The sequence below is a fragment of the Enterobacter sp. Acro-832 genome, assembly GCF_011752745.1.
GTDB lineage: Bacteria > Pseudomonadota > Gammaproteobacteria > Enterobacterales > Enterobacteriaceae > Enterobacter > Enterobacter quasiroggenkampii.
The window spans coordinates 747,227-773,863 of record NZ_VWWX01000002.1; the positions used below are offsets into that span (position 1 = coordinate 747,227).

A 26,637-nucleotide genomic window follows, 5' to 3' on the forward strand; every position below is an offset into this window, starting at 1 on the left:
GTTGCTAATACTTGAGCCTTACTGCGCATTTCCCTTTCAGTGATGCGCAACTGGTTGAAATACGTTTTAACCTGATAAAAAGGCAAATAACAATGACACTCTCCTCTGTATTGCGTACCAAAGATAAAATAGGTTATGGCTTAGGTGATATGGCCAGCGCGCTGGTCTGGCAAACGGCAACCTTATTTCTCGCTTATTTCTATACGGACGTTTTTGGGCTACCCGCCGCAATCATGGGCACCATGTTTTTAGTGGTGCGCGTGGTTGATGCGTTTGTCGACCCGTGCATTGGCGCCCTGGTGGATCGCACCCAGACGCGTCACGGTCGTTTCCGTCCCTGGCTGCTGTGGTTCGCCATTCCGTTTGGCGTAAGCTGCCTCATCACTTTCTATGTACCGGACGTGGGGCCGACGGCGAAAATCGTTTATGCCTGTGTGACCTACGCGATCTTAAGCCTGATTTACTCCGCCATTAACGTACCTTACTGCGCCATGCCCGGCGCGCTGACGCTGGATCCGCGCGAGCGTCACTCCCTGCAGTCGTGGCGCTTTGGCCTGTCGTTTATCGGCGGGTTGATTGTGACGGTGATTGCCCTGCCGCTGGTCTCACTGTTAGGCCAGGGCAACGTGCAGAAAGGCTATTTCTATGCCATGAGCCTGATGGGGCTGCTGGGCATTGTGCTCTTTTTCTGCTGTTTCCTCATGACCCGCGAGCGCTATTCGCCGCGCAATGATACCTCCGGCTCCATGCTGACCGATTTAAAACTGCTGGCCGGTAACAGCCAGTGGCGCATTGTTTTCCTGTTTAATATTTTGCTGTTAACGGCGGTGGTAACGCGTGGTTCCGCCACGATGTATTACGTGAACTATGTGCTGTTGCGCCCGGAGCTGGTTTTTGCCTTTATTGTTTCCGGAATGGTCGCCTCCTTAAGCGGCGCATTATTATCTGAACGGCTGCTGGGGAAATTTGACCGCGTGCGCGCCTACCAGTGGACCATTATTTCCTTCGTTATTTTCGGCGCGCTGATTTTCTTCCTGCCGCCTTCGCAGGTGTGGCTGATTTTTGGCCTCAACATCGTCTTTAGCTTTGTGCAAAACCTGACCACGCCGCTGCAGTGGACCATGTTCTCCGATGTGGTCGACTACGAAGAGCATCGCAGTGGCCGCCGCCTGGACGGGCTGGTCTTTTCCACCGCACTGTTTGCCATCAAATTCGGCCTGGCGCTGGGTGGCGCGGTGGTCGGCTGGGTGCTGGGCATGGTGGATTACGCCCCGGGACAGGCAACTCAGGCGCCCCACGTACTCTCTACGATTAACGCGCTGTTCACCCTTATCCCTTGCGCGCTGTTCCTTTGCATGGTCGCGCTGCTTGCTATCTACAAGCTCAACAGTCGGCTGGTGGATTCCATCGCCCGGGAGTTGGCCAGCAAGCGTGAGGTGAGACCCGACGCGGGGCAGCTCAGCCCAACAATCCCTTCCGCACTACAGGAGTAAAACATGACAGCTATCTATAAGGACGCGGGACGTCCCGTGCACGAGCGCGTCGCCGATTTACTGGCGCGTATGACCCCGGAAGAGAAGTTCGCCCAGATGCATGCGTACTGGCTGATCCTCGATGAAAACGGCAACCATCGCGAACGCAGCGACCTCAGCGATGAATTCGCCGGCGTGAGCGAGCAGGCAGCGCTGAGTGAACGGCTAAAGCTGGGCGTCGGGCAGATCACCCGTCCGCTGGGTACCCATATCGTTGACGCGAAAACCGGAGTGCGCGCCGCTAACCGCCTGCAGCGCATGATGATGGAAGAGACGCGTCTCGGCATTCCGGCATTGTTCCATGAAGAGTGCCTGGTGGGGCTGCTGTGCAAAGACGCCACCCTGTTCCCGTCGTCGCTGAACTACGGCTCTACCTGGGATCCTGAACTGGTACAGCGCGCGGCAGAGCAGATCGGTAAAGAGGCGCGGTCCGTCGGCTGTCTGCAGGGGCTGGCGCCGGTGCTGGACGTTTCCCGCGACGTGCGCTGGGGGCGAACCGAAGAGACCTTCGGGGAAGATCCCTGGCTGGTGGGGGTGATGGCAACCGCCTACGTGAAAGGGGTGCAGGGCGATAAGCGCGACCTGCTGGCGACGCTCAAGCACTACGTGGGCCACTCGTTCAGCGAAGGGGCGCGCAACCATGCGCCGGTACATCTGGGCTTTAGCGAACTGAACGACACCTTCCTGCTGCCGTTTGAAATGGCGGTGAAGCTGGCCAATGCCGGGTCGGTGATGCCGGCCTACCACGATATCGACAATCAGCCGGGGCACAGCGACAGCTTCCTGCTGACCACCGTCCTGCGCGAACAGTGGGGCTTCGACGGCATTATTGTCGCGGATTACGGCGGCGTCAGCCTGCTGCACCAGCATCACGGTGTGTCTCACGATGCGGCCGAATCCGCCGCGCTGGCCTTTAACGCCGGGCTGGACGTCGAGCTGCCGAAAGATGACTGCGCGCGCCATCTGGCGGACGCCGTTGAGCGCGGGCTGATTTCTATGACCAGGGTGGATGAGATCGTGGTGCGCGTGCTGACCGAAAAATTCCGCCTGGGCCTGTTTGAAAACCCGTACGCGGATGAGAACGGTATCGATCTGCAAAATGACACCACCCGACAGGTTGCGCGGGAGGTGGCGACGAAATCGGTCACGCTGCTGGAAAACAACGGTATTTTACCGCTCGGCGGTAAGCCCCGCGTGGCGGTGGTGGGGCCGACGGCAGACGATCCGCTGGCGCTGCTCAGCGGCTACAGCTTCCCGGTACATCTGATCATCAGCGATATGGTTGAAGAGACCTCGCAGGTGACGACCCCGCGCGCGGCGCTGGAACATTACCTCGGCGCGTCGCAGGTCCGTTACGCCAAAGGGTGTCACATCATCGAGAAACGGATGGCGGGTGCGCCGGTCTTCCCGGGCGACAGCGGCGGTAAGCCGATGCAGCAGTCGCCGGTCTCGCAAAGCACCGCGCTGATCCCCGAGGCCGTGAACGCGGCGCAGGAGAGTGACGTGGTGGTGGCCTGCGTGGGCGATCTCGCCGGGCTGTTCCAGAGCGGAACCGTGGGGGAAGGTTCCGACACCGACTCCCTGAATCTGCCGGGCGTGCAGCAACAGCTGCTGGAAGCGCTGGTGGCGACGGGCAAACCGGTGATTGTCGTGATGACCGGCGGGCGCCCGTACAACCTTCAGGGGCTGGAGGATAAGATTGCAGCGCTGCTGGTGGCGTGGGCGCCAGGGCAGGAAGGGGGCTGGGCGATCGCGGACGTGCTAACGGGACGCGCTGAGCCGCAGGGGCGTCTGGTGGTGAGCGTGCCGAAAAGCGCCGGGGCAATGCCGTATTACTACAATCACAAGCTCAAAAGCGGCGGTACGCCGTTTGCGTTCCACTTCGGTTCACGTTATCCGTTTGGCTTCGGCCTTGGCTGGACAACGTTTAGCTGGGGGGCTGCCCGCGTAGCTGAAGGCAGCGTGCCGGTCGACGGCGAGGTGACGCTGAGCGTGGATATCACCAATGCCGGGGAACGCAGCGGCAGCGAGGTGGTGCAGGTTTACGTCAGGGATAAGGTCGCCACCCAGGTGCGACCGCTTCAGGAGCTGAAGGCCTTCCAGCGCGTCACGCTCTCGCCGGGCGAAACCGCCACGGTCAGTTTTACACTACCGGTTGAGATGTTCAACTTTACCCGCCGGGACGGGAAACGCATCGTTGAGCCGGGCGAGTTTGAACTGCAGGTTGGCGCATCGTCGGCGGATATCCGCGCGGCGGTGACGGTTAATGTGACAGGGGAAACGCGGGTGCTGCCTGCTGAGTGGCGGATGCTCAGTACCTGTGAGGTTAAGCGCGCGTAGTCAGGATAAAAAAAAGCCCATCGTGGGAGATGGGCAAAGACTACACACAGCAATTCGTTGTTTCACTCAGGGGATTTCCATGCTTATAAATCAAGGTGTTGATCTATAACCGTGTCCTAATAGTAGGCATGTCATCTTTTAGCGTCGATCGGATTCGTCTCAATAGTTAAAGAGACGTAAAGATTTTTTAAGGTGAATAGCGGACTTAGAGCAAAAAAGGCGGGTCTGACCAGTGAGCAACGAATAAATACTTTAGCAGCGTTAAAGTATTGTGAGGGGGAATGTAGGCCGGGTAAGCGTTAGCGCCACCCGGCAAAAAAACTTAATGCGTGTTCTTCTCTTCCAGCTCTTCCAGTTCGCTCAAAATCACGTCCGGGTCTGTTCCCGGGGGCGGAATTTCATGCACCCAGGCGGAGAACAGACGCCAGGTGACGGCGAGCAGCACCGGGCCAATAAACAGGCCTATCATGCCAAAGGCAATCAGTCCGCCAATGACTCCGGAGAGGATCAGGATCAGCGGCAGGTCAGCACCCATGCGGATGAGTATCGGACGAATGACGTTATCCATGGTGCCGACCACGCAGCTCCAGACCAGTAGCACCGTTCCCCACGTGGTATCACCCGTCCAGTACAGCCAGATAATACTAGGGACCAGCACCAGCAGCGGTCCCAGTTGCGCAAGACAGGTCATCAGCATGACCACGGTGAACACGGTAGCGTACGGTACGCCGGAAATCGCCAGACCGATACCGCCCAGCACCGCCTGCACCAGCGCGGTCACCACCACGCCCAGCGCCACCGCGCGCACAGCCTGCGCAGCCAGTAAAACCGCCGCGTCACCCCGTTTGCCCGCCAGGCGGGTGGCGAAGTGACGAACGCCTAAAGCCACCTGCTCGCCGCGCCAGTAGAGCAGGGCGCTGAAAAGCAGCATCAGGGTACAGTGCATCATAAACCGGCCGATATGCGCCGCCTGACCCACAAACCAGGTCGTGGTCGTGCCAATGTACGGGCGGACTTTTGCCATCAGCGCGCTGCCGCCCATCTCCAGCAGGCTATGCCAGCCGCTGTAGAGCTTGGCGCCCACCACCGGAATGCTGTTCAGCCAGGCGAGATCCGGCAGCGTCAGGTCACCGCTGCTAATAGCGCGAATAACGGGGCCACTGGAATCCACCAGGCTATTCACCAGCAGGGCAATCGGAATAATAAACAGCAGGAACAGCAGGAGCGTCATGACCAGCACCGCTAACCCGCGGCGGCCGAACAGCAGTTTCTGCAAACGCAGCAGCAGAGGCCACGTGGCAACGACAACGGTCGCGGCCCAGGCGAAGCCGAGAATAAAGGGTTGAACAATCCACAGACACGCAATAATCATGAGGGCCAGGAACAGCACCGACAGCAAAATTTGCGCAACATCCCTGGGCTGGCGAAGATTGACCATAAATGAAACTTTCCTTAAAAGAACGCCAGCGTGGCTGGCGGGAACGGAAAACCGCGTCTCTCTAATCATTGATGATCTCAGCGGTTTTTGACAGGCGGATTTTGCCTGTAATTCGGCAGAGATTATAAGAAAAAAATGTGATAAAACTTTTAAGATACACGCAAACGATTTCATACAACTCTAATTAGGGTCGACAGTCATGATCCCACAGATTTCTCAGGCACCTGGCGTCGTTCAGCTGGTGCTTAATTTTTTGCAAGCACTGGAGCAACAGGGTTTTACAGGTGATACCGCCACGAACTATGCCGACAGGCTGACGATGGCGACCGATAACAGTATTTACCAGCTTCTTCCCGATGCCGTCGTTTTCCCTCGTTCAACGGCTGACGTCGCGCTTATCGCCCGGCTGGCCACACAGGAGCGCTTTGCCTCGCTGGTCTTTACGCCGCGCGGCGGCGGCACCGGGACCAATGGTCAAGCGCTGAACCAGGGCATCATTGTTGATATGTCGCGCTATATGAACCGCATCATTGAGATCAACCCGGAAGAGGGGTGGGTGCGGGTCGAAGCGGGCGTTATCAAAGATCAGCTTAACCAGTACCTCAAGCCTTACGGTTACTTTTTTGCCCCGGAGCTTTCCACCAGTAACCGCGCGACCCTCGGCGGGATGATCAACACGGATGCTTCCGGTCAGGGCTCGCTGGTCTACGGCAAAACCTCCGATCACGTGCTGGGCGTGCGTGCCGTTCTGCTGGGCGGCGATATTCTCGATACGCAGCCGATGCCGGTCGAACTGGCGGAAACGCTGGGCAAAGATAACACGGCCAGCGGACGCATCTATCGTACCGTGCTGGAGCGCTGCCGCGACAACCGCCAGCTTATTCTTGATAAGTTCCCCAAACTGAACCGCTTCCTGACCGGGTACGACCTGCGTCACGTCTTTAACGACGACCTGACCCAGTTTGATTTAACCCGCGTGCTCACCGGCTCTGAAGGGACGCTGGCGTTTATCACCGAGGCGCGGCTGGATATCACCCGCTTGCCGAAGGTGCGTCGGCTGGTGAACGTCAAATATGACTCCTTCGATTCCGCGCTGCGCAATGCGCCGTTTATGGTGGAAGCGAAAGCGCTGTCGGTGGAAACGGTTGACTCCAAAGTGCTCAACCTGGCCCGGGAAGATATTGTCTGGCACTCCGTCAGCGATCTCATTACCGACGTGCCGGATAAAGAGATGCTCGGTCTTAACATCGTGGAATTTGCCGGTGACGATGCGGCGCTGATTGAGAGCCAGGTCACCACGCTCTGCCAGCGGCTGGATGAGCTGATTGCGCAGGGCGAAGGCGGCGTGATCGGCTGGCAACTCTGTAACGATCTGGCCGGGATTGAGCGTATCTATGCGATGCGTAAAAAAGCCGTGGGCCTGCTCGGCAATGCGAAAGGGGCGGCGAAGCCGATTCCCTTTGCCGAAGATACCTGCGTGCCGCCTGAGCATCTGGCGGATTATATCGTCGAGTTTCGCGCCCTGCTGGACAGCCACGGCCTGAGCTACGGCATGTTCGGCCACGTCGATGCCGGGGTGCTGCACGTGCGTCCGGCGCTGGATATGTGCGACCCGCAGCAGGAGATCCTGATGAAGCAGATCTCCGACGATGTGGTGGCCTTAACCGCCAAATATGGCGGTCTGCTCTGGGGAGAGCACGGGAAAGGATTCCGCGCGGAATACAGCCCGGCATTCTTCGGCGAACAGCTCTATGCGGAGCTGCGCAAGGTGAAAGCGGCGTTTGACCCGCATAACCGCCTCAACCCGGGCAAAATCTGCCCGCCTGAAGGCGTGGACGCGCCAATGATGCAGGTGGATGCCGTCAAGCGCGGCACGTACGACAGACAGATCCCGATTGCGGTGCGCTCCTCCTGGCGCGGCGCGATGGAGTGTAACGGCAATGGCCTGTGCTTTAACTTTGATGTGAAAAGCCCGATGTGTCCGTCAATGAAAATCACCAGCAACCGTATCCATTCTCCAAAGGGGCGGGCGACGCTGGTGCGTGAATGGCTGCGACTGCTGGCCGATCGCGGGGTTGACCCGCTCAGGCTTGAGCAGCAGATTCCGGAAAAACGGGCCAGCCTGCGCTCGTTGATTGAACGCACCCGTAACAGCTGGCATGCCAACAAGGGCGAGTATGATTTCTCCCATGAGGTGAAAGAGGCGATGTCCGGCTGTCTGGCCTGTAAAGCCTGCTCAACCCAATGCCCGATTAAAATCGACGTGCCGGAATTCCGCTCGCGCTTCCTGCAGCTGTATCATACCCGCTACCTCCGCCCGGTGCGCGACCATCTGGTGGCGACGGTGGAAAGCTACGCGCCGCTGATGGCACGTGCGCCGAAGACCTTCAACTTCTTTATCAACCAGCCGCTGGTGCGCAAGCTCTCCGAAAAACATATCGGCATGGTCGATCTGCCGCTGCTGTCGGTGCCGTCTCTGCAGCGCCAGCTCGTCGGGCATCGCTCGGCGAACATGACCCTGGAGCAGCTGGAGGCACTCACGCCTGAGCAAAAAGCGAAGGTGGTGCTGGTGGTGCAGGATCCGTTTACCAGCTACTACGATGCCCAGGTGGTGGCGGATTTCATCCGCCTGACCGAAAAGCTGGGGTATCAGCCGGTGGTCCTGCCGTTCTCACCCAACGGTAAGGCGCAGCACATTAAAGGCTTCCTGACGCGCTTTGCGAAGACCGCGCAGAAAACCGCTGACTTCTTAAACCGCGTGGCGCAACTCGCGATACCGATGGTCGGCGTCGACCCGGCGCTGGTGCTGTGCTATCGCGATGAATACAAGCAGACGCTGGGCGACAAGCGCGGTGATTTCCACGTCATGCTGGTGCACGAGTGGCTGCCGATGGCCCTGGAAGACAAAGCTGTTCAGGACGTCAGCGGTGAGCCGTGGTATCTGTTCGGACACTGCACGGAAGTCACCGCGCTGCCGGGTGCCCCCGCGCAGTGGGCCTCCATCTTTGCCCGCTTCGGCGCGAAGCTGGAGAGCGTCAGCGTGGGCTGCTGCGGCATGGCCGGCACGTACGGACACGAAGTGAAAAACCACGCCAACTCGCTCGGCATCTATGAGCTGTCCTGGCATCAGGCGATGCAGCGTTTGCCGCGAAACCGCTGTCTGGCAACGGGCTACTCCTGTCGAAGCCAGGTGAAACGGGTAGAAGGTAACGGTGTACGTCACCCATTGCAGGCTTTACTGGAGATAATTGGATGATCTGGAAACGTGCCGTGACGCTGCAGGCGCTGAACGCCATGGGCGAGGGGAATATGGTGGGGCTGCTGGATATCCAGTTCACCCGCATTGGCGACGATGATATCGAGGCCACCATGCCCGTCGATCGTCGCACACATCAGCCGTTTGGTTTATTGCACGGCGGGGCGTCCGTCGTGCTGGCCGAAACTCTGGGCTCGGTGGCGGGATATCTCTGTACCGAAGGGGAGCAGAAGGTGGTCGGACTCGAGGTGAATGCTAACCATATCCGCTCGGTACGCAGCGGGCGCGTGCGCGGAGTTTGCCGCGCGCTGCACGCCGGTAGCCGCCATCAGGTATGGCAGATTGACATTCTCGACGAGCAGGATCGCCTGTGCTGCTCATCGCGGCTGACGACGGCGGTCGTGTAAAGTTTTCAGATGTTTTGCCTTTGGTCAAAAACTAGTCAGTGGGTTGTGATATACTGGTCAGGTTTTGTACATAAGCGAGGACATCATGGATACTGAAATAACCCCAACACAGCTGGCAATTGAATATTTACGTCGCGATAAGAGCAATCTGTCCCCGGCGCAGTACCTGAAAAAGCTGAAACAGCTTGAGCTGGAATTTACAGATTTGCTGGCGCTCTCTTCGAATGAGCTTAAAGAAGAGATCTACTTTGCCTGGCGGTTGGGCGTTCACGTCCATTGAGAGAGTAAAAAAGGCCGCAAGAGCGGCCTTTTTTGTGTCTGACGTTCAGTATTTAGCGGGGAGCTTGTTGATTTTAATAAGCCTGCCTTCTTCCATTTCGATAAATCCGCCGGTTTTTAAATCCGCCAGAATGCGCATCACGCCGCTGCGGGAGAGCTGGGTTTTCTCCCTGATATACCTTTCCGCCGTCACGTTGCCGCGATAGCTCTCATCTTCATCCATCAGTTTTATGAGCTGTTGGCGAATCATCTCATACGCCGTGGGCGCGCCCTGCGGCATCACGTTGTTATAAAGACGGCTATAGACAAACATGAGCTGTTGAGAGAGCAGTCCCCAAAGCGCCTTCTCTTTAATAATGGCATTCACCCGTTCGGTGGTGAGCGTGCCGATCAGACACGGGCTGACGGTCTTAAGATAATCATTAAAATAGATATCGGTGAGGTTAGCGATGCCGAAGACGGCAGGGCTGCGGGCCGTAGACAGCATCCTGTCATCACTTTTTCTGTAGATGGCGACGGTTCCCTCAAGAATTAAATAGCACATGCCCTGACCGTTGACCTGCAGGTCCAGCCGCTCGCCGCGGGCAATATGTCGCGTTGTGCAATCAGATAACAGGTGTGAAATAAGTTCTTGCGCGTAGGGGGAACCCCGTTGAGACTTTTCTGGAAGGGACATGGTTGCCGACAGCCTTAAAAATAACCTGGCTAATTATAGCGCTTCTCCTGGTTTCAGGCGCGCTGGCTGTCAATATTTGCGGGGCAGATGGTGAATGTCAAGCAGCACCCCACGCTCCATGGTGATGTACTTCCCGGTCCGCAGTTCTGCAAGAATGCGCATAATTCCGCTACGCGAAAGATAGGTCCTGCTTTTGATATACGCGGCCGCCGTTGTATTTTGCCGTATGGCATCGGGCTCCTGCATTAGCTCAACAAGCTGGAAACGAATGATGTCGTAAGCAGACATTTGCGATATTTGCGCGCAGTGCTCATACACCCGCGAGGCCGTATAAATCAGCAGCTTTGAAAAGTGCTCCCATAAATCCTGCTGCCCAACGATCTGATTAAACGTCTCCAGCGGCACGCGGGCTATTTCTGCCGTCTCAAGGGCCCTGACATACAGATGTTCCGAAGAAAACTGGCTGCTGACGCCAAGAATAAAAGGCGCAGATTCAGAGTTTAAAACAATACCGTCGCCGCGACGATGAAGCGCCACACTCCCCTGGAGAAGTAAAAAGCACTGACGAATCTCATCTTTATAATAATGTACGGTTTCCCCTCGGCTGATAATTATTCTGTCCGCCACAGGTACCACTGATTTAATCATGGCATCTATATGGCTAAGCGGTTTTAAACCCAGAACGGTTGATTCCTGGTGATTCAGTGGAGGGGTTAAACGCGTATTCATAAGATACCTCACGGCGACTACGGGTCCGATCGTTTTTTGAACTGTGGGAAGAATTATCTTAAAAATGAAGGAGTCAGGGAATGTTTCGACGAGGTCTAAAAGTAGACCATTGAGTCGTTGTAATCTAACATCCTGAATATAAACAAAAAGATTTCATAGTCTATTAATAGACCAGGACAGCATGGCTTAAGTATTTCCTGAAAGGAATGTTGTTTTTTCGTTAAATCAAAGTCTACAGCTAGACCATCTAAACGTTGTATTCAGCCGTATGATTATATAAATTTTAACCAGCCAGTCAGAAAGAGCTTATGGCTTTAATAAAAAACAAATGAATTCACATTGATGTATTCATCAGCTTTCTGCTGCATGAGTGTTAATAATAAATAAAGTTATCCCCTAAATCAGGAAAATAAAGGTTATGAAAAAGAACGTTATTTTAGCGATGGCTGCGACGGGGGCCGCCTTAATGATGGGCAACGCTTTCGCTGCTGCAGGAACCGTCAATTTTAATGGTAACATCCTGGACTCTGCCTGCGATGTTGCGGTTTCCTCTCAAAATCAGGTGGTGGTATTGGGCGATTACAATAAATCAGAATTTACGGCGACGGGTTCCCGAACGGCGGCAGCGAAATTCGATATTGTCCTGAAGAACTGCCCGGTCACGGTCACCAGTGCCAAAGTGCGTTTTGACGGTACCCCCGATCTGACCAACGCCGATCTGCTGGCTATTGATACCTCCGTCGCCGGTGCGGCAACGGGTGTTGCCATCAATTTGATGACCGCAGATAAAGCGGATCTGCCTTTGCACGGCAGCAACAGCTATAGCTATACGCTCAGCAGTACCGCAGATAATACGCTGAATTTCTACGCGCAGTATATTTCAACGGCGTCATCGGTGACGGCCGGCCCTGCCAACTCCGTAGCTAATTTCTCCGTTGTTTATAACTAGTCATTAAGCAGAACCTGAACCAGTTCCACGCGGTTCTGCGTGGGGGCATTCACTGCCCCCGTTTTTCACGAGGTGTAACATGCATTTTATTAGCAAGACCCTGCTCATCGCGGTCATCCTCTCTGCATCGTTTTCGCATGCTTATGCCGGGGTCATTATTGGCGGGACCCGCGTCATTTTTGATGGCGGGAAAAAAGAGGCATCAATCAGCATTAACAATGCAGACAGCGTGCCTTATTTAATTCAGTCCTGGGTTGAGATGCCGGAGGGTAATGCTAATAAAGCACCTTTTATTGTTACACCTCCGTTATATCGACTGGATGGGGGGCAGCAAAACATTGAGCGCATTTTGTTCTCGGGTTCGTTACCTCAGGATAAAGAGAGTCTTTTCTGGCTGAATATTAAAGCGATACCGTCCGCCTCGAAGCAGACAAACTCACTGCAAATTGCCGTCAAAACGCGCATTAAGCTTATTTATCGCCCGGCAGGTCTGAAGGCATCCACCCCGGAAGAGCAAGCGAATAAATTAACCTGGTCGCGTAGCGGGGATAAACTTTTGGTCACCAATCCAACGCCCTATGTCATCAATTTTAATGAAATAAGCATCGGCAATAAAAAGCTGGATGAGGTCTCCTGGGTGGCACCCGGCGCAATGGCGGCATTTACCTTACCCGCAGGAGCCAGTGGCAGTCATATTTCATTCAAAGTTATTAATGATTACGGCAGCCCCGGAATAATACATCAGGCCAGCTTTTAATTTATTAAAAGCGGTGCTCCTCGTTTCGAGTCAGGTTCATGATGATGGCAACGAAAACTAAAAAAATGCAGCCTGCGCGTATGGCGATCTGTATCGCCTTCGCGCTGGTCAATGCAATGCAGACTGTTGATGCCCGTGAGTCGTTCAACGCTGAACTGGTTGAGCTGGACAATCCGGGCGCAGATAAAGCTGATTTAGCTGCTTTTGAATCAGGTTCGCAGGCACCAGGGAAATACCATGTTGACATCATTCTTGACGACCAGCTCATCGAGACCAGCGATATTGACTTCATCTCCGTAAACGGCGGACAGGAGGGCGATAACCTTAAGCCCTGTCTGAGTCTTGAACAGCTAAATAAATGGGGCGTCAAAACCGCGCTTTTTCCCGACTTAGCGAACCAGGGCACGTCCTGCGTCAACCTGCAGGCTATCCCTCATGCCAGCACGGATTTTCAGTTCGCCGCGCAGCGACTGATTATCAGCATTCCTCAGGCCGCCATTGACCTGCCTGCACGTGGGTATGTTTCGCCAGCGCTCTGGGATGAAGGGATCGCCGCCGTCATGTTGAACTACAGCCTGAGTGGTGCAAGCAGCCGGGCGAAACAAAACGAGAGTAAAAACAGCGACAGTCAATATGCCAACCTGCGCCCGGGTCTCAACGTTGGGCCGTGGCGAGTGCGGAATTACACCACCTGGTCACGGGATGAGACCGGTCAGGACAAATGGGATACCGTCTACACCTACGCGCAGCGGGCCATTATTCCACTCAACGCGCAGCTCACCCTGGGGGATAGCTCGGCACCAGCAGACGTGTTCGACAGTATGCCGTTTCGCGGCGGACAGCTGGCTTCGGATGATGACATGCTCCCGGATTCGCTGAAAGGCTATGCACCCGTGGTGCGGGGTATCGCGCGCACCAATGCCCAGGTGGTGGTGCGGCAAAATGGCTATCAGATTTATCAGACCTACGTGGCGCCTGGGGCATTTGAAATTACCGATATGTACCCGACGGGAGGCGCCGGGGATCTGGACGTCACCGTTAAAGAGGCCGATGGCAGCGAGCAACATTTTACCCTGCCGTACGCGTCATTACCGGTTTTGCAGCGTGAAGGGCGCCTGAAATATGCGGTGACCGGCGGGCAGTATCGTTCTTATAACGGCAGCGTTGAGAAGACACCCTTCGGGCAAATCACCGGGATCTATGGTCTGCCGTATGGACTCACGATTTATGGCGGGCTGCAGGCGTCGAACAAATACCAGTCTTTCGCACTGGGCGTCGGGAAGAATATGGGGGATTTCGGTGCCATTTCTGCGGACATGACCCAGGCCTGGTCCACCCCGCAGGGCAGTGATAAATCCAGCGGTCAATCCTGGCGCGCGCGGTACAGCAAAAGCGTGATCGGAACGGGGACGCAATTTTCGATTGCGGGCTACCGCTATTCCACGTCCGGCTACTACGGCATGCAGGAGGTACTGGATTCGTACGGTGACAGTAGTGCGCTTCAGGACCGGCGTCGCAACCGGGCCGAGCTGACGATGAGCCAGACGCTGGGCGGTAATCTTGGTTCGCTGACGCTGAGCGCGGCCCGAGAAGACTACTGGAATTCGGGTCAGACGATGGCGTCCTACACCCTGGGTTACAACAACGCCTGGCATAACATCAGTTACGGACTCACCTGGACCTACAGTAAAAACGGCAGTGCGGGTGATAAGCGATACGACAGCGATCGGCTGCTGGCTTTTAACGTCAGTATTCCTCTCGACAAATTTTTAACGCAGACCTGGGCGAACTATGGCGTGAGCGCCAGCAAGAATAACGGCACCACACACAACCTCGGGTTGAACGGCGTGGCGCTGGAAAACCACGCGCTGAACTGGAACGTGCAGCAAGGCTACGGGTCGGATGGCGTCGGCTATACGGGTAATGTGAACGGTGATTATAAGGGAACCTACGGCGAAGTTACCGCGGGCTATAGCTACGACAGGAACAGCGAGCGGGTTAATTATGGCCTGCAGGGCGGCATTGTCGCCCACAGAGAAGGAATCACGCTTTCGCAGCCTCTGGGCGAGACTAATGCTCTGATTCGCGCACCGGGCGCGCACGGTGTGGATATTCTCAATCAGCCGGGAGTCAGAACGGATTACCGGGGATATACGGTGGTCAGTAACCTCGCCGTTTATCGTAAAAATGACATCATCCTTGCCCCGGAAAGCCTGCCGGATGAGGTTGAGGTGGATATTAATACCCGGACGGTGACGCCGACGCGAGGGGCACTCGTGATGGCCGACTATAAGGCAAAAGTGGGGCGACGCGCGTTGTTCAATGTTATGCACAACGGCCATGCAGTTCCCTTTGGCGCGATTGCAAGCCTGAAAGGCGTCGAGAGCAGCAGCTTCATTGTGGGTGATAAAGGCCAGGTTTATCTCACCGGGCTGGATACACAGGGCACCGTCTTTGTTACGTGGGGAGCGGAACGCGATCGGCAATGCCGCGCCCCGTACGTGCTTACCCCGCCGTCGCCTTCCGGCGGAATAACAGAAATCAACGTCAATTGCCTTTAGGATTTTAAAATGCGCTTAATGAACATGCTATTCCTTCTGAGCATTGCCGCAGGCTGGAATAGTGCCCATGCAGGAACCTGTACGACGATTACGCCACAGGACTCAACCTTGTCTGTCGGGACAATTACGGTGCAACGCGACGTCGCCGTTGGGACCGTCCTGTTTTCGCGTAATGCAACGCTAACCGGTTCCTATTTAACGGGATGTACCAATCCGTTAATGCTGGGTTTTAGCATGCGCTACCTTAATGCCACGCCGAGTACCTACGGTAACCATGTATACGACACCAACGTCAGCGGCATTGGAATACGTTTTTCATCGGGTAATTATTTTGAAAACCCGGCTAATACCTTTTCCTATACTGCGCAGGCAAGTTATGTCGAGTGGTGGGGCGGTAAAGTCGAACTTATCGTCACTGGACCGGTTGCGTCCGGTTCGCTGATGCCGGGGGTACTGGGTGTGGTGACGCTGCAGGGGAGCGATGGTGTATATCGTGATGGCCTGACGACGACCCTGCTGGGCGGAACGATTAACGTGCTTGCCTGCACGATTACGACGCCTCAACTGACGTTTCCGATAGGGGATATTTCTGCCGCGGCGTTTGGCGCAACGGTGGGCACCACGCCGGTGGGCGCCCAGAATACCCAGAATCTCGGGCTTAACTGCGATGCGGGGGCTAACGTCAACGTGTCACTCAGCGGTATTCAGAATCCCGACGTTGCGGCGACGAGCGTGCTGGCGCTTACGGGGCAAGGGAATACCGGCACGGCGAAAGGCGTCGGCGTTCAGCTGCTCTATAACGGTACGCCTCTCACGCTCAATACGCGTCTGCCGTTAAAGCCCGCGGCGGGTGGCCTGGAAGCGTTCCCCTTAACGGCGCGTTATTATCAGACGCAAACGACGGTAGAACCCGGCACAGCAAATGCGTCAGCAACCTTAAATTTGACATACCAGTAAAGGGAATGACGATGAATATTTTGCGCACGGCAGCGTTCACCGCGGCATTAATCAGCGGCAATCTCATTGCAGCGGATACCGTTAACGTCAGCGTCACCGGTAATATTGTTGCCTCTCCCTGTGTATTTAATGGGGGAAATAACAATCTGGATGTTAATCTCGGTAATATTCAGGCATCCAATATGGCAACCCCGGGATCGTCTTCCGAACCTGTGCCTTTTAACCTGATGTTTACCCAGTGCCCTGCGGGTACGCGCAGCGTGACGGTCTTATTTACCGGAAACCCCGATCCCATCGCAGGGGCGGGTTACTATATGAACAGCGGTTCGGCCACTCACGTCGCAATAGCGATGAACGATGCCGCTACCGGTGCTTTAAAGGGAACCGGGACTCAGATTACGCAGGCCATCTCAGCAGACAGAACCGCGACGATAGCCCTGCAGGCATCGGTCAACTCTGTTACCGGGAGCGCGACGCCGGGGAGCATCAGTGCCGTCGTGGTCATGACGATGCAATACAACTGATCGGCCCGTGCGTGAGTTATCCTTTTATTTGCAGATGTCGGTAACCGCTATGTTGAATATCCTGATTAAAGAACCGGATTCTTTTTTAAAAAATGGCCTGCAATATTTTCTTGTCGATTTCTTCCTGCATAATTTTAGATATCAGGTTAATTTTGGCATTGAGTTTACTTTTGACAGCGTCAATAGCGCCGATATTGTTATCCTCTCTTTATGCCCGGGTGAAGCGCTGACCTGTATTCCTGAATTAAAAGCGAGAAAAAAAGGGATCTTAATTGGGATGGTCGATGACGAACGGCGCTTCACTGAATTTTCATCCTGTTTTCAGGATATGATTTTCATCTCCCGCCGGGCCCCGCTGGATCGGGTAAGCGAGAGACTCTTTCTTGCATGGTACCGTACGCAACTGCCTGATTATCGCTGGAAACATAAAGACTGCTTCCACTGCCCGCATAAAATATTATCGACGCAGCAGATTCGTCTTTCGGTGAATTTATACAAAGGGTTATCGGTCGGACAGATTGCGAACAGGCTCAGGACGAGTAACAAAACGATATTCACGCATAAGTATTTATTGATGCAAAAATTCGATCTGCGTAATGATTTCGAACTTATGGCGCTGATTCACCGGATGGTTGAAAAGAACGCCCACCCGAATAAATTGCATGACCATTTAGTGGGGCAGGACGGCTAACAGGAAGAAAAGGGCGCAGGCGCTGTTTTGTCGCCGGGTGACGGTTACGGCACCCGGCATTTTCCTCAGACGTTCGCCGCACTCATCAGCCGCGACTTCATGGACTGATACGCCGACGCGGCATAGTCCTCCGCCCAGCGCTGGTCCTCAATCGCCTCCAGCTGCACCGCGCAGTACTTCGTTTCCGGGGTTTTGGAGATGGGATCGAGGTTGTCCTGGGTCAGCTCGTTGCAGGCGCCAATCCACCACTGATAGGTCATATAGACGGCACCGGCGTTGATACGCGCGCTGATGCTGGCGCGGGTAATCACTTTCCCGCGACGTGAACGTACCCAGACCAGCTGCCCGTCAGTAATGCCCAGCTTTTCTGCATCGGCAGGGTTCATTTGCACCCGACCCGGCTCGTCGGCCAGGCTTTGCAGCGCGGCGCAGTTCCCGGTCATGGAGCGGCAGGAGTAGTGTCCCACCTCGCGTACCGTACACAGCACCAGCGGGAAATCCGCATCCGGGGTTTCCGCCGGCGCGCGCCACGGTGCGGCAAAGAGTTGCCCTTTACCGCTCGGCGTGTCGAACTGATTGTCTTTGTACAGGTACGGCGTTCCGGGGTGATCCAGCGTCGGGCAGGGCCACTGCACGTGGCCCATCTCGCCCATTTTTTCATACGTCACGCCGTAGAAGAGCGGGCACAGCGCGCGCATCTCGTCCCAGATCTGCTGGTTGGAGTCATAATGCATCGGGTAGCCCATCTCGGTGGCGAGCAGGCTGATGATCTCCCAGTCACGCTTCACATTGCCGCTGGCGTCGATGGCTTTGCCAAAACGCTGGAAGCCGCGATCGGCACAGGTAAAGACGCCGCCGTGTTCACCCCAGGAGGTAGCCGGGAGCAGAACGTCCGCCACCTCTGCCGTTTTGGTCATAAATATGTCCTGAACCACGACAAAATCGAGCGCCTCAAAACCGCTGCGCACCAGGCCGAGATCGGCTTCGGTCTGAAGCGGATCTTCCCCCATGATGTAATAGGCCTTCACCTTGCCTTCCAGCGCAAGGTGCGGCACTTCGGTAATGCGCGTCCCGACGCGATCGTCCATCGCATTGACGTCAATTCCCCAGGCGTCGGCGAACTTCTGCCTGACCGCCGGATCGGTCACATCCTGATAGCCGGGGAACATATTCGGCAGAACGCCCATATCGCAGGCACCCTGTACGTTGTTCTGACCGCGCACCGGCCCGACGCCGACGGCAGGGCGACCGAGATTCCCGGTCAGCAGCGCCAGGCTGGACAGCCCTTTGACCACATCCACAGCCTGTCCAAACTGGGTCACGCCCATCCCCCACATCACGGTGGCGGAAGGGGCCGCCGCGAAGGTGCGCATTGCCTGGCGGACGTCACGGGCGGGGATGCCGGTAAGATGTTCGACCTTCTCCGGCGCATAGTCTTTTACCGTTTGCCGGTATGCCTCAAGCCCCTCCGTAAAGCGCGCCACGTAACTTTTATCGTACAGTTCCTCTTCCAGCAGCACATAGCCAAAGGCGTTCACCAGCGCCATGTTGCTGCCATTTTTCAGCTGCAGATGTTGGTCGGCAATACGCGCCGTTTCAATACGCCGCGGATCGCAGACGATAATTTTTGCGCCGTTTTCACGTGCTTTGAGCACGCGGCGGGCGACGATAGGGTGGGAGTCCGCGCAGTTATAGCCAAAGACCAGCAGGCATTTTGAGTTTTCAATATCGCTAATGGAGTTGCTCATCGCGCCGTTACCGAGCGTTTCCTGTAAACCGGCGACGGACGGGCCATGACAGACGCGCGCACAGCAGTCCACGTTGTTGGTGTTCAGCACCGCGCGGGCAAATTTTTGCATCACATAGTTGGTTTCATTGCCGGTTCCGCGCGAGGAGCCGGTGGTCATGATCGACCGCGGCCCGTGCTGCGCTTTAATACTGCTGAGCCTGTGGGCGGTGTAGCGGATCGCCTCTTCCCAGGTAACGGGGGTGAAGGCTTCGCCTTTGCGGTAGCGGATCATGGGCTGGGTGAGGCGAGGGGTGAGCAGACGGGTATCGTTAAGGAAGTCCCAACCGTAAAATCCTTTCAGACATAAAGTGCCCTGGTTTGTGACCCCCTCTGCCGCTTCGGCACGGATGATACGGTTATTTTCAACGACAAGGTTCAATTTACAGCCTGCACCGCAGTACGGGCAGACGCTGGCGATCTTTTTCATCAATAACAGACCTGTTAAGAAATGAAGCAAAGTTGACTGGAAACCCAGTCCCGTATACGGAAATAAGCAGGAAGCGTGCCAGGTTGATTTTGCGTGGATTACAGGGCGTTATGCGGGGAGGGCACGTGTCATCGTCAGGCCGATCGTCAGTTTTGACGATGACACGTTAGGGGGCGTGGCGAGCAGGAACTCAGAGATCGTCCATCGTGTAACCCACCACGATTTCCAGCGTCTTGCGAATCACATCCGCCTGAACCACGTCGTTGGTGGCTTCCAGCGTCTGAATGAGCCAGAGGATGATCGCCTTATTGGACAGATGCCCTTCGGAGGCCAGAACACAGCGTACTGCAGTAGAAAAAATAGCGGACTCTTCAGCAAAACGATCGCCTGCATGGCGGAAATACTCCGCCAGCGCACTGTCTAAAAAAGCAGAGTGGTATTCGGGTTGAAGCTGAATATTTTGTCTCATTTGTTCTCACCGTAGCTGTTAAATTGCAGTCAATGTATTTTTTTGGGATCGGACGGTTTTCCACTTCCAAATAACGGCACAACATTGTCTCGGGTATCGTTGAGAGATCCCTCTCTTTTCGTTCGTCCTTGCGCGGTTCTGCGACGTGTAAAGGCGGTGCTGTTTGAGCCGATCTCGGCAATCACCACCGCAAGTGTCTCCCGCCGCTGGGGATCCTTTTCATGTTCTTTCATGACCCGCAGACGCTGTAGCAAGCCTTCAGTTGTCACCGGTCCCCGCTCTTTCAGAAGAGAGAGAACGGCTTCACCGATAAGCTGGTCTATTAGTCGGTCTGCGTTACTGCTATTCATATCCTTACCGTTCGAAGAGCAGACCAAGCAGCATGTGGTAATGCTCTTCCTCTTCCGGGCTGTCGGCTTTTTCGAGGCGACTCAGCAATTTTGTACAAAGCGATTTGCGATTAAGGTTTCGCCCGTCGCTGAGAATTTCAACAACCACCTGGCCCAGCGTTTCCTGCTGGGTAGGAAGCGCGGCTTTTTCGAAGTACTGTGCGATTGCTGCTGCGGAATCTGCGACGTAACCTTTCTGCTGCATGTTTCGCTCCTGTAAAATTTTGTAATCAGTAACGTTACATTTAAGGTATACATAATTTTCAAATCTGTACATCTAAAATGTACAATTTTTTAGATTTTTTACGATATATCTTATAAATCATTTATTTTTCATGGCGTTGGGTTGGCGTTGTGATGGGGGGTGAGTGCAGGATATATTGTACAAAAAGCGCAGGTGCTGGTAAGTTGTACAGCCGAGTCAAAAGGTCTCATTAACTGCCGTAAATGGTTGAGATGTAAATTATTTGTCAGGCAATTAATGTGCTATAAATGAACATTACCCACGTCTTTCGTGGCCAAAACCCTAACCCCAGGAATAGCATGCTCACAACCATCATTTACCGCAGTCATATCTGCGAGGACGTTCCAGTGAAAGCACTGGAAGCAATGGTCGCTGCTGCAAATCATAAAAATCGGCAATCCAATGTCACGGGGATCTTGCTGTTTAACGGCACACATTTTTTTCAACTGCTGGAAGGGCCGGTTGAGCACGTTTCGGCTATCTATGAGCAGATCTGCAACGACCCGCGCCACCATAACGTGGTCGAGTTAATGCGCGATCACGGGCCTGTCCGGCGTTTTGGCAACGTGGGTATGGAGCTTTTTGATTTGCGCCACTTCGACCGGGACGAGGTACTGCAGCAGGTGCTCAATAAGGGGACGACACGCTACCAGCTGACGTATAACGACCGCCCTCTGCAGTTTTTCCGCACCTTTGTCGAGGCCACGGAAAAAGCGAACTATTTTGAACTGCCGCCTGCGGACTCATGGGAATTCGTTCGGGAAGAAACGCGCTTGTCCGCGCAGCCTGAGGTGGTCGCGAAGGGGGCGGATTGCAGCTTCGCGTTCCAGCCGATAGTCGATCCATTTATGCAGCAGGTTGTCTCCTGGGAGGCGCTTCTCCGCACCCCGTCCGGCGACTCGCCGGGGGCTTATTTCGCCAGCCTTCCGCATGAGGAAGTGTACGCGTCTGATCTGCAAAGCAAGCAGGTGGCGCTCTCCATGGCCAGCGCGCTGGGATTACAGGACCAGACGTTATCCCTTAACCTGCTGCCTATGACGCTGGTTAACATTCCCAACGCCGTGGATTTTCTGCTTACCGCGATCGAAGCAAACGGTTTTGTACCTGAACAAATCGTGGTGGAGTTCACCGAGAGCGAAGCCATTTCCCGCTTTGATGAGTTCACGGATTCGGTCAGGCAGTTAAAAAGCGCGGGTATCAGCGTGACGATCGATCACTTTGGTGCCGGTTTTGCCGGGCTGCAGCTACTGGCCCACTTCCAGCCTGACAGAATTAAGATTAATCGTGATTTGGTCGCGAACGTGCATAAAAGTGGCCCCCGACAGGCCATTATTCAGGCCATCATCAAATGCTGTTCCTCGCTCGAAATCCAGTTCTGCGCGGTGGGAGTAGAGAAGGCGGAAGAGTGGATGTGGCTGGAGTCTGCGGGGATTTCCCAGTTCCAGGGGCATCTTTTTGCCAGCCCCCGGCACGGCGGGATTCCAGCCATTGCGTGGCCGGAGAAAAAGTTCGAATTGTGATAAAGCTGTACACAATCGGACAGACGTAACTGTACGAACGGTAAATTTTATACAACAATGTATTAACAGGTGAATGGCGTCGTAAGCCATTCACCCGTTCAAAATGCGGTCTTAGTTATACAAATGGTGTGTACAATCTGATAAGGTTGGTGCAGTTAGGTATGGAAGTTCTGAGCGTGAGGGAGTTAATGGCCTATTACAGTATCGGCGAAGTGGCCGAACGATGCGGTATCAACCCCGTTACGCTGCGTGCCTGGCAGCGCCGTTATGGATTGTTGAAGCCGCAGCGCAGCGAAGGGGGTCATCGTCAGTTTGACGATGAAGATATCCTGCGTATCGAAGAGATCAAACGCCTGATGAAGAGCGGCGTTTCGGTCGGGAAAGTAAAAGCCTTGCTGGAAAACAAGGAAGTTTTGACTCAGGGTAACTGGGTCTCGTTCCAGGAAGAGATGATGACCGTTCTGCGCTATGCCAGCCCGGCAAAGCTGCGCGCCAAAGTCGGTGAGTTCCGCCGCGATCATCCGATAGACGCCCTGATTGACAATATTATTTCTCCCGTTCGTCAGCGGATGAACCAGGACCAAAATACCGTGCGTCACATGGCGAGCCTGTTTGACGGGGTCCTGATCGAATTCGCGATCGCAAGCCTGGCGGAGTCTCGCAAAAAAGCCGGTAAAGATGCGCTCCTGATTGGCTGGGAGTGTGATGACCGCACCCATCTGTGGCTTGAAGCCGCGCGCTTATCGCAGAAGGGTTGGCACATTGACGTCCTGGCAGAACCGATTGATTCGCCGCGTCCCGAGCTTTTCCCGGGGCAAAAAATCTTCGTCTGGACGGGGAAATCGCCAACGCCTCGACAGCAGGAACAGCTCGACCACTGGCGTGAGCAGGGTTTTGCTGTTTCATTCCACCATTGAGTGTAAGAGGCCTTGAGGGCCTTTTTTTGTTTTGTCACTTTCCATGCAAAATCTATCTCAAGAATAGGCATTATTCCTGCAGATGAGATTTACACGGCTAATTTTAAAGAACATCTAATTTTTTCTGGGGCTTTGCAGTTGGCTACTTGTTCAATAGGGGACTGTGTCCCCTTATTAATACTTAGCGAGTATGGCGCTCATTCCATGCATCTGAAAATTGAATATTACCGTCAAGAATTCTCCAGGTGATTTTTTCATATTGAATGCTGACGCTTTCTATGTGATTCATTTTATCGTTTCCCGCCAGCTTAACATTTGGAACGCTGCAGTGGACGCCAGTTAATTTCACATTCTCCATAAGAACGGTATAGTAGCAGACCTCCTGGCCTGCATCATTGATGTGATAAAACCTTATTTCTGCGCTTTTCAGCGTTTGCCCGGTTGCTGCAGCCTTGTAAAGATATGGCGTAGAGCTATCAACTTCTTTTTCAATCATCATAGATGAATGTTGGCGGGTGCCGGTGATTTTGCCGTTAGCGCTGTCAACGGGCAAATTTATACCATGGCTCAGGCCGATAATTTCAATGCTTCCTTCACGATCTTGTACGTCAACAGATCCTTTGATATCTGCACCGCCATCGTCTTTAAGCCACATATAGGGAGGTATAGGCATTTTATTATTTCCTTAGTTTTTTGGTTAACTTCATTGTTAAAATATAGAAAGAGATAGTGATGATTAGCATTGCAAGCCAGTCAATGAATGAATAGGCATCATACATAGATTCAGCATTTTCATTTCCGGTGATAGTGATTGCTGTTGTTCGGGCTAAATCATAGTTAATATATAACTCAGGACCTGGTAGCATATGGCCTATCGCGAGTAATAAAAGGAGAAAATAAATAATTTTACTTGCCCTACGAGCAAGGATTTTTAATGTAGCCACCCGCTACTACCTCCACCCATCCCCGCACCATGAGTGACCGCATGCATGGAACCTGAATAAGCGATGTACTCATTAGCGCGTTATGAATCATCGCAAAATCAGACATGTTGGCGATAGTTATGCATCCTTTTGAAACCGTGCCGGGATGTAGTCGGAAATTTCCACGTTTTACATTTTCTATCCATGCGTAATCATCTATACCCCAGTCATCACGCCACAAAGCAAACCAGTCAGATTTACCAAAAGCATTTCGGCCAATAAATCTGTTAGCTGCATCGTGAATCTCCTCTTTTTTTTGGGAGAACCAGTTACCCTCCCTGCGATCAACAATCCAGTATTTCCCCGGGGGAATAGGGCCAGTATTGGCGACATTTCCGCAAATGGGATTGTTTCTATTGGCTCCCAACCCGGAATGCGCCATGAACATGCCCACACCATACAGATTGAAAGGCGCGTAATCTGCGCCATTCAGAATCATCTTTCCCTGTAACGCCATATGCCGCCTTACTTCCTTTGCAAGAGTGTGGTTAATGCTACAGTGATTAATAATGTGATCCAGAGTGTGTGTATGATTTTCAGAAAAAAGCTCGCATCAACAGGTTGTCTACTGCTGAGGAGCGCTTGCTGGCCGCGCACCTGAAGCCCTGGCCTTCTTTTAGTGCGCCAAATCACATCTGTTAGATTGAGTTCACGATAATCAAAGAGGCTATCTCAAAAATAGGCATTTCCGATGCATATTTTACTTTTCACCTCTCCGCCACAAACCCCACGACGAAATGCATTATTAATCAATGCATTGAACAATTAAATCCATCCTGCCTGCATCTTGTCACAGGGTCTATGCTTAATAAAAGTAGGCAAAAAGGGCGGTTTAGCCGAATGCCCCTGCTGACAGAGGGTTGAAGTGATAATCGTTATCACTAACATGGTGTTATGCCCTGATGGCTTATCAGATGAGGTGGACCTATGGAACTGCATTCAGAAACCTTTAATCCTGCCGATTTCGCCTGGCGCGGGTTAACGCTCACGCCAGCGGCGGCGGCACATATTCACGAGCTGGTGGCGAAAAAGCCCGAGATCCTTGGCGTGCGTTTAGGTGTCAAACAGACCGGCTGCGCAGGTTTCGGTTACGTGCTTGATACCGTCACCGAACCCGAGAAAGATGACCTGGTGTTCGAGACCGACGGCGCAAAATTGTACGTCGCGCTGCAGGCTATGCCCTTTATCGATGGCACCGAAGTGGATTACGTCCGCGAAGGCTTAAATCAGTTATTCAAATTTCATAACCCGAAAGCCCAGAACGAATGCGGCTGCGGCGAAAGCTTTGGGGTATAGGCGGAACTATGTCTCGTAATACTGAAGCAACGAGTGAAGTAAATACCTGGAGCGGCGGGCACCTCAACTATAAAGAGGGGTTCTTCACCCAGCTGCAGACCGATGAGCTGGCAAAAGGCATCAACGAGGATGTCGTGCGGGCGATTTCGGCGAAACGTAACGAGCCCGAGTGGATGCTGGAGTTTCGCCTGAGTGCCTACCGCGCCTGGCTGGAGATGGAAGAGCCGCACTGGCTGAAAGCGCATTATGACAAGCTGAACTACCAGGATTACAGCTACTACTCCGCGCCGTCCTGCGGCAGCTGTGATGACACCTGCGCCTCGCAGCCCGGCGCGGTGCAGCAAACCGGCGCGGAGAACAGTTTCCTCAGCAAAGAGGTGGAAGAAGCCTTTAACCAGCTGGGCGTACCGGTGCGCGAAGGGAAAGAGGTGGCGGTGGACGCTATCTTTGACTCGGTCTCGGTGGCCACCACCTATCGCGAGAAGCTGGCAGAGCAGGGGATCATTTTCTGCTCCTTCGGCGAAGCGATTCACGATCATCCGGAACTGGTGAAAAAGTACATCGGGACCGTTGTGCCTTCAAACGATAACTTCTTTGCGGCGCTTAACGCGGCGGTGGCCTCGGACGGTACCTTTATTTACGTGCCGAAAGGCGTGCGCTGTCCGATGGAGCTTTCCACCTATTTCCGTATTAATGCCGAAAAAACCGGCCAGTTCGAACGTACCATTCTGGTGGCCGATGAGGGGAGCTACGTCAGCTACATCGAAGGGTGCTCTGCCCCGGTCCGCGACAGCTATCAGCTGCACGCGGCGGTGGTGGAGGTCATCATCCATAAAGACGCCGAGGTGAAATACTCGACGGTGCAAAACTGGTTCCCGGGCGACGGCAATACTGGCGGTATCCTGAACTTCGTGACCAAGCGTGCGCTGTGCGAAGGGGAAAACAGCAAGATGTCGTGGACCCAGTCCGAAACCGGCTCGGCCATCACCTGGAAATACCCGAGCTGCATCCTGCGCGGGGATAACTCCATCGGCGAGTTTTACTCGGTGGCGCTCACCAGCGGTCATCAGCAGGCGGATACCGGCACCAAGATGATCCACATTGGTAAAAACACCAAATCGACCATTATCTCGAAAGGTATCTCCGCCGGACACAGCCAGAACAGCTATCGCGGGCTGGTGAAAATCATGCCGACGGCCACCAATGCGCGAAACTTTACCCAATGTGACTCGATGCTGATTGGCGCAGACTGCGGCGCACATACCTTCCCGTACGTCGAATGCCGTAATAACACGGCCCAGTTGGAGCACGAGGCGACCACGTCACGGATTGGGGAAGACCAGCTCTTCTACTGCCTGCAGCGCGGGATCAGCGAAGAAGACGCCATCTCGATGATTGTCAACGGCTTCTGTAAGGACGTGTTCTCTGAACTGCCGCTGGAATTTGCCGTTGAAGCCCAGAAACTCCTCGCCATTAGTCTTGAACACAGCGTCGGTTAAGGAAAGCA

General features: G+C 54.3%; 25 protein-coding genes and 1 other RNA gene. 15 read left to right on the forward strand and 11 right to left on the reverse strand.

Annotated elements, in window-relative coordinates:
• Window positions 1-92 precede the first annotated feature (92 nt).
• Together F3J31_RS10060 and F3J31_RS10065 are read left to right on the forward strand one after the other, a co-directional pair.
• Entirely contained in the window at window positions 93-1,493 is a 1,401-nt protein-coding gene (locus tag F3J31_RS10060) for an MFS transporter (RefSeq protein WP_045910281.1), read from the forward strand.
• A gap of 3 nt (window positions 1,494-1,496) precedes the next feature.
• Window positions 1,497-3,872, forward strand: a complete 2,376-nt coding sequence (locus F3J31_RS10065) for a glycoside hydrolase family 3 N-terminal domain-containing protein (RefSeq protein ID WP_167212838.1) — start codon at window positions 1,497-1,499, stop codon at window positions 3,870-3,872.
• 5 nt (window positions 3,873-3,877) lie between these two features.
• Here F3J31_RS10065 and rprA read toward each other — a convergent pair.
• Together rprA and ydiK are read right to left on the reverse strand one after the other, a co-directional pair.
• An RNA gene (gene rprA / locus F3J31_RS10070) (antisense sRNA RprA) lies at window positions 3,878-3,985 on the reverse strand.
• Window positions 3,986-4,194: 209 nt separating this feature from the next.
• Complete coding sequence (gene ydiK, locus F3J31_RS10075; protein ID WP_045910283.1) at window positions 4,195-5,310, reverse strand: AI-2E family transporter YdiK; 1,116 nt, start codon at window positions 5,308-5,310, stop codon at window positions 4,195-4,197.
• Window positions 5,311-5,509: 199 nt separating this feature from the next.
• Between ydiK and F3J31_RS10080 the strand changes: the two genes are divergently transcribed.
• From F3J31_RS10080 to F3J31_RS10090, 3 genes are all read left to right on the forward strand, one after another.
• Window positions 5,510-8,566 (forward strand): FAD-binding and (Fe-S)-binding domain-containing protein, encoded by a 3,057-nt coding sequence (locus F3J31_RS10080; RefSeq protein WP_167212840.1) that lies wholly within the window; start codon window positions 5,510-5,512, stop codon window positions 8,564-8,566.
• Complete coding sequence (gene menI, locus F3J31_RS10085; protein ID WP_021241102.1) at window positions 8,563-8,973, forward strand: 1,4-dihydroxy-2-naphthoyl-CoA hydrolase; 411 nt, start codon at window positions 8,563-8,565, stop codon at window positions 8,971-8,973. Before F3J31_RS10080 ends, menI begins: the two co-directional genes overlap by 4 nt.
• 85 nt (window positions 8,974-9,058) lie before the next feature.
• Window positions 9,059-9,253 (forward strand): YdiH family protein, encoded by a 195-nt coding sequence (locus F3J31_RS10090; protein ID WP_003857766.1) that lies wholly within the window; start codon window positions 9,059-9,061, stop codon window positions 9,251-9,253.
• A 45-nt stretch (window positions 9,254-9,298) separates the two neighbouring features.
• On the opposite strand, the gene F3J31_RS10095 is transcribed toward F3J31_RS10090, so the two are convergent.
• Both F3J31_RS10095 and F3J31_RS10100 read right to left on the reverse strand, forming a co-directional pair.
• The gene (locus F3J31_RS10095; protein WP_167212843.1) at window positions 9,299-9,928 is read right to left on the reverse strand and encodes a helix-turn-helix domain-containing protein; all 630 of its coding nucleotides are present in this window, start codon (window positions 9,926-9,928) and stop codon (window positions 9,299-9,301) included.
• Between the two features lie 69 nt (window positions 9,929-9,997).
• Complete coding sequence (locus F3J31_RS10100) at window positions 9,998-10,657, reverse strand: helix-turn-helix domain-containing protein (protein ID WP_167212846.1); 660 nt, start codon at window positions 10,655-10,657, stop codon at window positions 9,998-10,000.
• A 418-nt stretch (window positions 10,658-11,075) separates the two neighbouring features.
• On the opposite strand from F3J31_RS10100, the gene F3J31_RS10105 reads away from it, so the two are divergent.
• From F3J31_RS10105 to F3J31_RS10130, 6 genes are all read left to right on the forward strand, one after another.
• Window positions 11,076-11,606 (forward strand): fimbrial protein, encoded by a 531-nt coding sequence (locus F3J31_RS10105; protein WP_167212849.1) that lies wholly within the window; start codon window positions 11,076-11,078, stop codon window positions 11,604-11,606.
• A gap of 79 nt (window positions 11,607-11,685) precedes the next feature.
• Window positions 11,686-12,363 (forward strand): molecular chaperone, encoded by a 678-nt coding sequence (locus F3J31_RS10110; RefSeq protein WP_167212852.1) that lies wholly within the window; start codon window positions 11,686-11,688, stop codon window positions 12,361-12,363.
• A 44-nt stretch (window positions 12,364-12,407) separates the two neighbouring features.
• Window positions 12,408-14,924: a fimbria/pilus outer membrane usher protein gene (locus F3J31_RS10115; RefSeq protein ID WP_167212854.1), complete on the forward strand. Its 2,517-nt coding sequence runs from the start codon at window positions 12,408-12,410 to the stop codon at window positions 14,922-14,924.
• A 9-nt stretch (window positions 14,925-14,933) separates the two neighbouring features.
• A complete protein-coding gene (locus F3J31_RS10120; protein ID WP_167212857.1) occupies window positions 14,934-15,881 on the forward strand; it encodes a fimbrial protein in 948 nt (315 codons plus the stop codon).
• Window positions 15,882-15,892: 11 nt separating this feature from the next.
• A complete protein-coding gene (locus tag F3J31_RS10125) occupies window positions 15,893-16,405 on the forward strand; it encodes a fimbrial protein (RefSeq protein WP_167212860.1) in 513 nt (170 codons plus the stop codon).
• Window positions 16,406-16,454: 49 nt separating this feature from the next.
• Window positions 16,455-17,096, forward strand: a complete 642-nt coding sequence (locus F3J31_RS10130; protein ID WP_167213174.1) for a LuxR C-terminal-related transcriptional regulator — start codon at window positions 16,455-16,457, stop codon at window positions 17,094-17,096.
• 65 nt (window positions 17,097-17,161) lie between these two features.
• Here the strand turns inward: F3J31_RS10130 and fdhF are convergent, their stop codons facing one another.
• From fdhF to ycgZ, 4 genes are all read right to left on the reverse strand, one after another.
• The gene (gene fdhF / locus F3J31_RS10135) at window positions 17,162-19,312 is read right to left on the reverse strand and encodes a formate dehydrogenase subunit alpha (protein WP_167212883.1); all 2,151 of its coding nucleotides are present in this window, start codon (window positions 19,310-19,312) and stop codon (window positions 17,162-17,164) included.
• Window positions 19,313-19,502: 190 nt separating this feature from the next.
• Complete coding sequence (locus tag F3J31_RS10140; RefSeq protein ID WP_023327185.1) at window positions 19,503-19,781, reverse strand: biofilm development regulator YmgB/AriR family protein; 279 nt, start codon at window positions 19,779-19,781, stop codon at window positions 19,503-19,505.
• 29 nt (window positions 19,782-19,810) lie between these two features.
• Window positions 19,811-20,131 carry a hypothetical protein gene (locus F3J31_RS10145; RefSeq protein ID WP_045910303.1) on the reverse strand — a complete coding sequence of 107 codons (321 nt, stop codon included), beginning with the start codon at window positions 20,129-20,131 and terminating at the stop codon, window positions 19,811-19,813.
• A gap of 4 nt (window positions 20,132-20,135) precedes the next feature.
• Window positions 20,136-20,375, reverse strand: a complete 240-nt coding sequence (ycgZ, locus tag F3J31_RS10150; RefSeq protein WP_167212885.1) for a regulatory protein YcgZ — start codon at window positions 20,373-20,375, stop codon at window positions 20,136-20,138.
• Between the two features lie 338 nt (window positions 20,376-20,713).
• On the opposite strand from ycgZ, the gene F3J31_RS10155 reads away from it, so the two are divergent.
• Window positions 20,714-21,934: a diguanylate phosphodiesterase gene (locus F3J31_RS10155; protein WP_048222722.1), complete on the forward strand. Its 1,221-nt coding sequence runs from the start codon at window positions 20,714-20,716 to the stop codon at window positions 21,932-21,934.
• Window positions 21,935-22,122: 188 nt separating this feature from the next.
• The gene (locus F3J31_RS10160; RefSeq protein WP_039266180.1) at window positions 22,123-22,851 is read left to right on the forward strand and encodes a MerR family transcriptional regulator; all 729 of its coding nucleotides are present in this window, start codon (window positions 22,123-22,125) and stop codon (window positions 22,849-22,851) included.
• 181 nt (window positions 22,852-23,032) lie between these two features.
• On the opposite strand, the gene tssD is transcribed toward F3J31_RS10160, so the two are convergent.
• From tssD to F3J31_RS10175, 3 genes are read right to left on the reverse strand one after another with little or no spacing between them, the layout of a single operon-like run.
• Entirely contained in the window at window positions 23,033-23,524 is a 492-nt protein-coding gene (gene tssD, locus F3J31_RS10165; RefSeq protein ID WP_045910305.1) for a type VI secretion system tube protein TssD, read from the reverse strand.
• 4 nt (window positions 23,525-23,528) lie between these two features.
• Entirely contained in the window at window positions 23,529-23,795 is a 267-nt protein-coding gene (locus F3J31_RS10170) for a hypothetical protein (protein WP_240152757.1), read from the reverse strand.
• Window positions 23,767-24,291 carry a DUF2778 domain-containing protein gene (locus F3J31_RS10175; RefSeq protein WP_167212887.1) on the reverse strand — a complete coding sequence of 175 codons (525 nt, stop codon included), beginning with the start codon at window positions 24,289-24,291 and terminating at the stop codon, window positions 23,767-23,769. Before F3J31_RS10175 ends, F3J31_RS10170 begins: the two co-directional genes overlap by 29 nt.
• Window positions 24,292-24,761: 470 nt before the next feature.
• Here F3J31_RS10175 and sufA point away from each other — a divergent pair, with 470 nt between their 5' ends.
• Together sufA and sufB are read left to right on the forward strand one after the other, a co-directional pair.
• Window positions 24,762-25,130, forward strand: a complete 369-nt coding sequence (gene sufA, locus F3J31_RS10180) for a Fe-S cluster assembly scaffold SufA (protein WP_008500631.1) — start codon at window positions 24,762-24,764, stop codon at window positions 25,128-25,130.
• Window positions 25,131-25,138: 8 nt separating this feature from the next.
• The gene (sufB, locus tag F3J31_RS10185) at window positions 25,139-26,629 is read left to right on the forward strand and encodes a Fe-S cluster assembly protein SufB (protein ID WP_021241107.1); all 1,491 of its coding nucleotides are present in this window, start codon (window positions 25,139-25,141) and stop codon (window positions 26,627-26,629) included.
• The last annotated feature ends 8 nt before the right edge of the window (window positions 26,630-26,637 follow it).

What these genes read in the sequence shown, in the direction of transcription:
- ycgZ (WP_167212885.1), bottom strand. Translation starts at nt 20,375, where the DNA reads ATGCAGCAGAAAGGTTACGTCGCAGATTCCGCAGCAGCAATCGCACAG.
- F3J31_RS10100 (WP_167212846.1), bottom strand. Translation starts at nt 10,657, where the DNA reads ATGAATACGCGTTTAACCCCTCCACTGAATCACCAGGAATCAACCGTT.
- F3J31_RS10175 (WP_167212887.1), bottom strand. Translation starts at nt 24,291, where the DNA reads ATGGCGTTACAGGGAAAGATGATTCTGAATGGCGCAGATTACGCGCCT.
- F3J31_RS10080 (WP_167212840.1), top strand. Translation starts at nt 5,510, where the DNA reads ATGATCCCACAGATTTCTCAGGCACCTGGCGTCGTTCAGCTGGTGCTT.
- menI (WP_021241102.1), top strand. Translation starts at nt 8,563, where the DNA reads ATGATCTGGAAACGTGCCGTGACGCTGCAGGCGCTGAACGCCATGGGC.
- F3J31_RS10155 (WP_048222722.1), top strand. Translation starts at nt 20,714, where the DNA reads ATGCTCACAACCATCATTTACCGCAGTCATATCTGCGAGGACGTTCCA.
- sufA (WP_008500631.1), top strand. Translation starts at nt 24,762, where the DNA reads ATGGAACTGCATTCAGAAACCTTTAATCCTGCCGATTTCGCCTGGCGC.
- F3J31_RS10130 (WP_167213174.1), top strand. Translation starts at nt 16,455, where the DNA reads ATGTTGAATATCCTGATTAAAGAACCGGATTCTTTTTTAAAAAATGGC.
- ydiK (WP_045910283.1), bottom strand. Translation starts at nt 5,310, where the DNA reads ATGGTCAATCTTCGCCAGCCCAGGGATGTTGCGCAAATTTTGCTGTCG.
- F3J31_RS10065 (WP_167212838.1), top strand. Translation starts at nt 1,497, where the DNA reads ATGACAGCTATCTATAAGGACGCGGGACGTCCCGTGCACGAGCGCGTC.
- F3J31_RS10120 (WP_167212857.1), top strand. Translation starts at nt 14,934, where the DNA reads ATGCGCTTAATGAACATGCTATTCCTTCTGAGCATTGCCGCAGGCTGG.
- F3J31_RS10145 (WP_045910303.1), bottom strand. Translation starts at nt 20,131, where the DNA reads ATGAATAGCAGTAACGCAGACCGACTAATAGACCAGCTTATCGGTGAA.
- F3J31_RS10115 (WP_167212854.1), top strand. Translation starts at nt 12,408, where the DNA reads ATGGCAACGAAAACTAAAAAAATGCAGCCTGCGCGTATGGCGATCTGT.
- F3J31_RS10060 (WP_045910281.1), top strand. Translation starts at nt 93, where the DNA reads ATGACACTCTCCTCTGTATTGCGTACCAAAGATAAAATAGGTTATGGC.
- tssD (WP_045910305.1), bottom strand. Translation starts at nt 23,524, where the DNA reads ATGCCTATACCTCCCTATATGTGGCTTAAAGACGATGGCGGTGCAGAT.
- F3J31_RS10125 (WP_167212860.1), top strand. Translation starts at nt 15,893, where the DNA reads ATGAATATTTTGCGCACGGCAGCGTTCACCGCGGCATTAATCAGCGGC.
- F3J31_RS10140 (WP_023327185.1), bottom strand. Translation starts at nt 19,781, where the DNA reads ATGAGACAAAATATTCAGCTTCAACCCGAATACCACTCTGCTTTTTTA.
- sufB (WP_021241107.1), top strand. Translation starts at nt 25,139, where the DNA reads ATGTCTCGTAATACTGAAGCAACGAGTGAAGTAAATACCTGGAGCGGC.
- F3J31_RS10090 (WP_003857766.1), top strand. Translation starts at nt 9,059, where the DNA reads ATGGATACTGAAATAACCCCAACACAGCTGGCAATTGAATATTTACGT.
- F3J31_RS10110 (WP_167212852.1), top strand. Translation starts at nt 11,686, where the DNA reads ATGCATTTTATTAGCAAGACCCTGCTCATCGCGGTCATCCTCTCTGCA.
- F3J31_RS10105 (WP_167212849.1), top strand. Translation starts at nt 11,076, where the DNA reads ATGAAAAAGAACGTTATTTTAGCGATGGCTGCGACGGGGGCCGCCTTA.
- F3J31_RS10095 (WP_167212843.1), bottom strand. Translation starts at nt 9,928, where the DNA reads ATGTCCCTTCCAGAAAAGTCTCAACGGGGTTCCCCCTACGCGCAAGAA.
- fdhF (WP_167212883.1), bottom strand. Translation starts at nt 19,312, where the DNA reads ATGAAAAAGATCGCCAGCGTCTGCCCGTACTGCGGTGCAGGCTGTAAA.
- F3J31_RS10160 (WP_039266180.1), top strand. Translation starts at nt 22,123, where the DNA reads ATGGCCTATTACAGTATCGGCGAAGTGGCCGAACGATGCGGTATCAAC.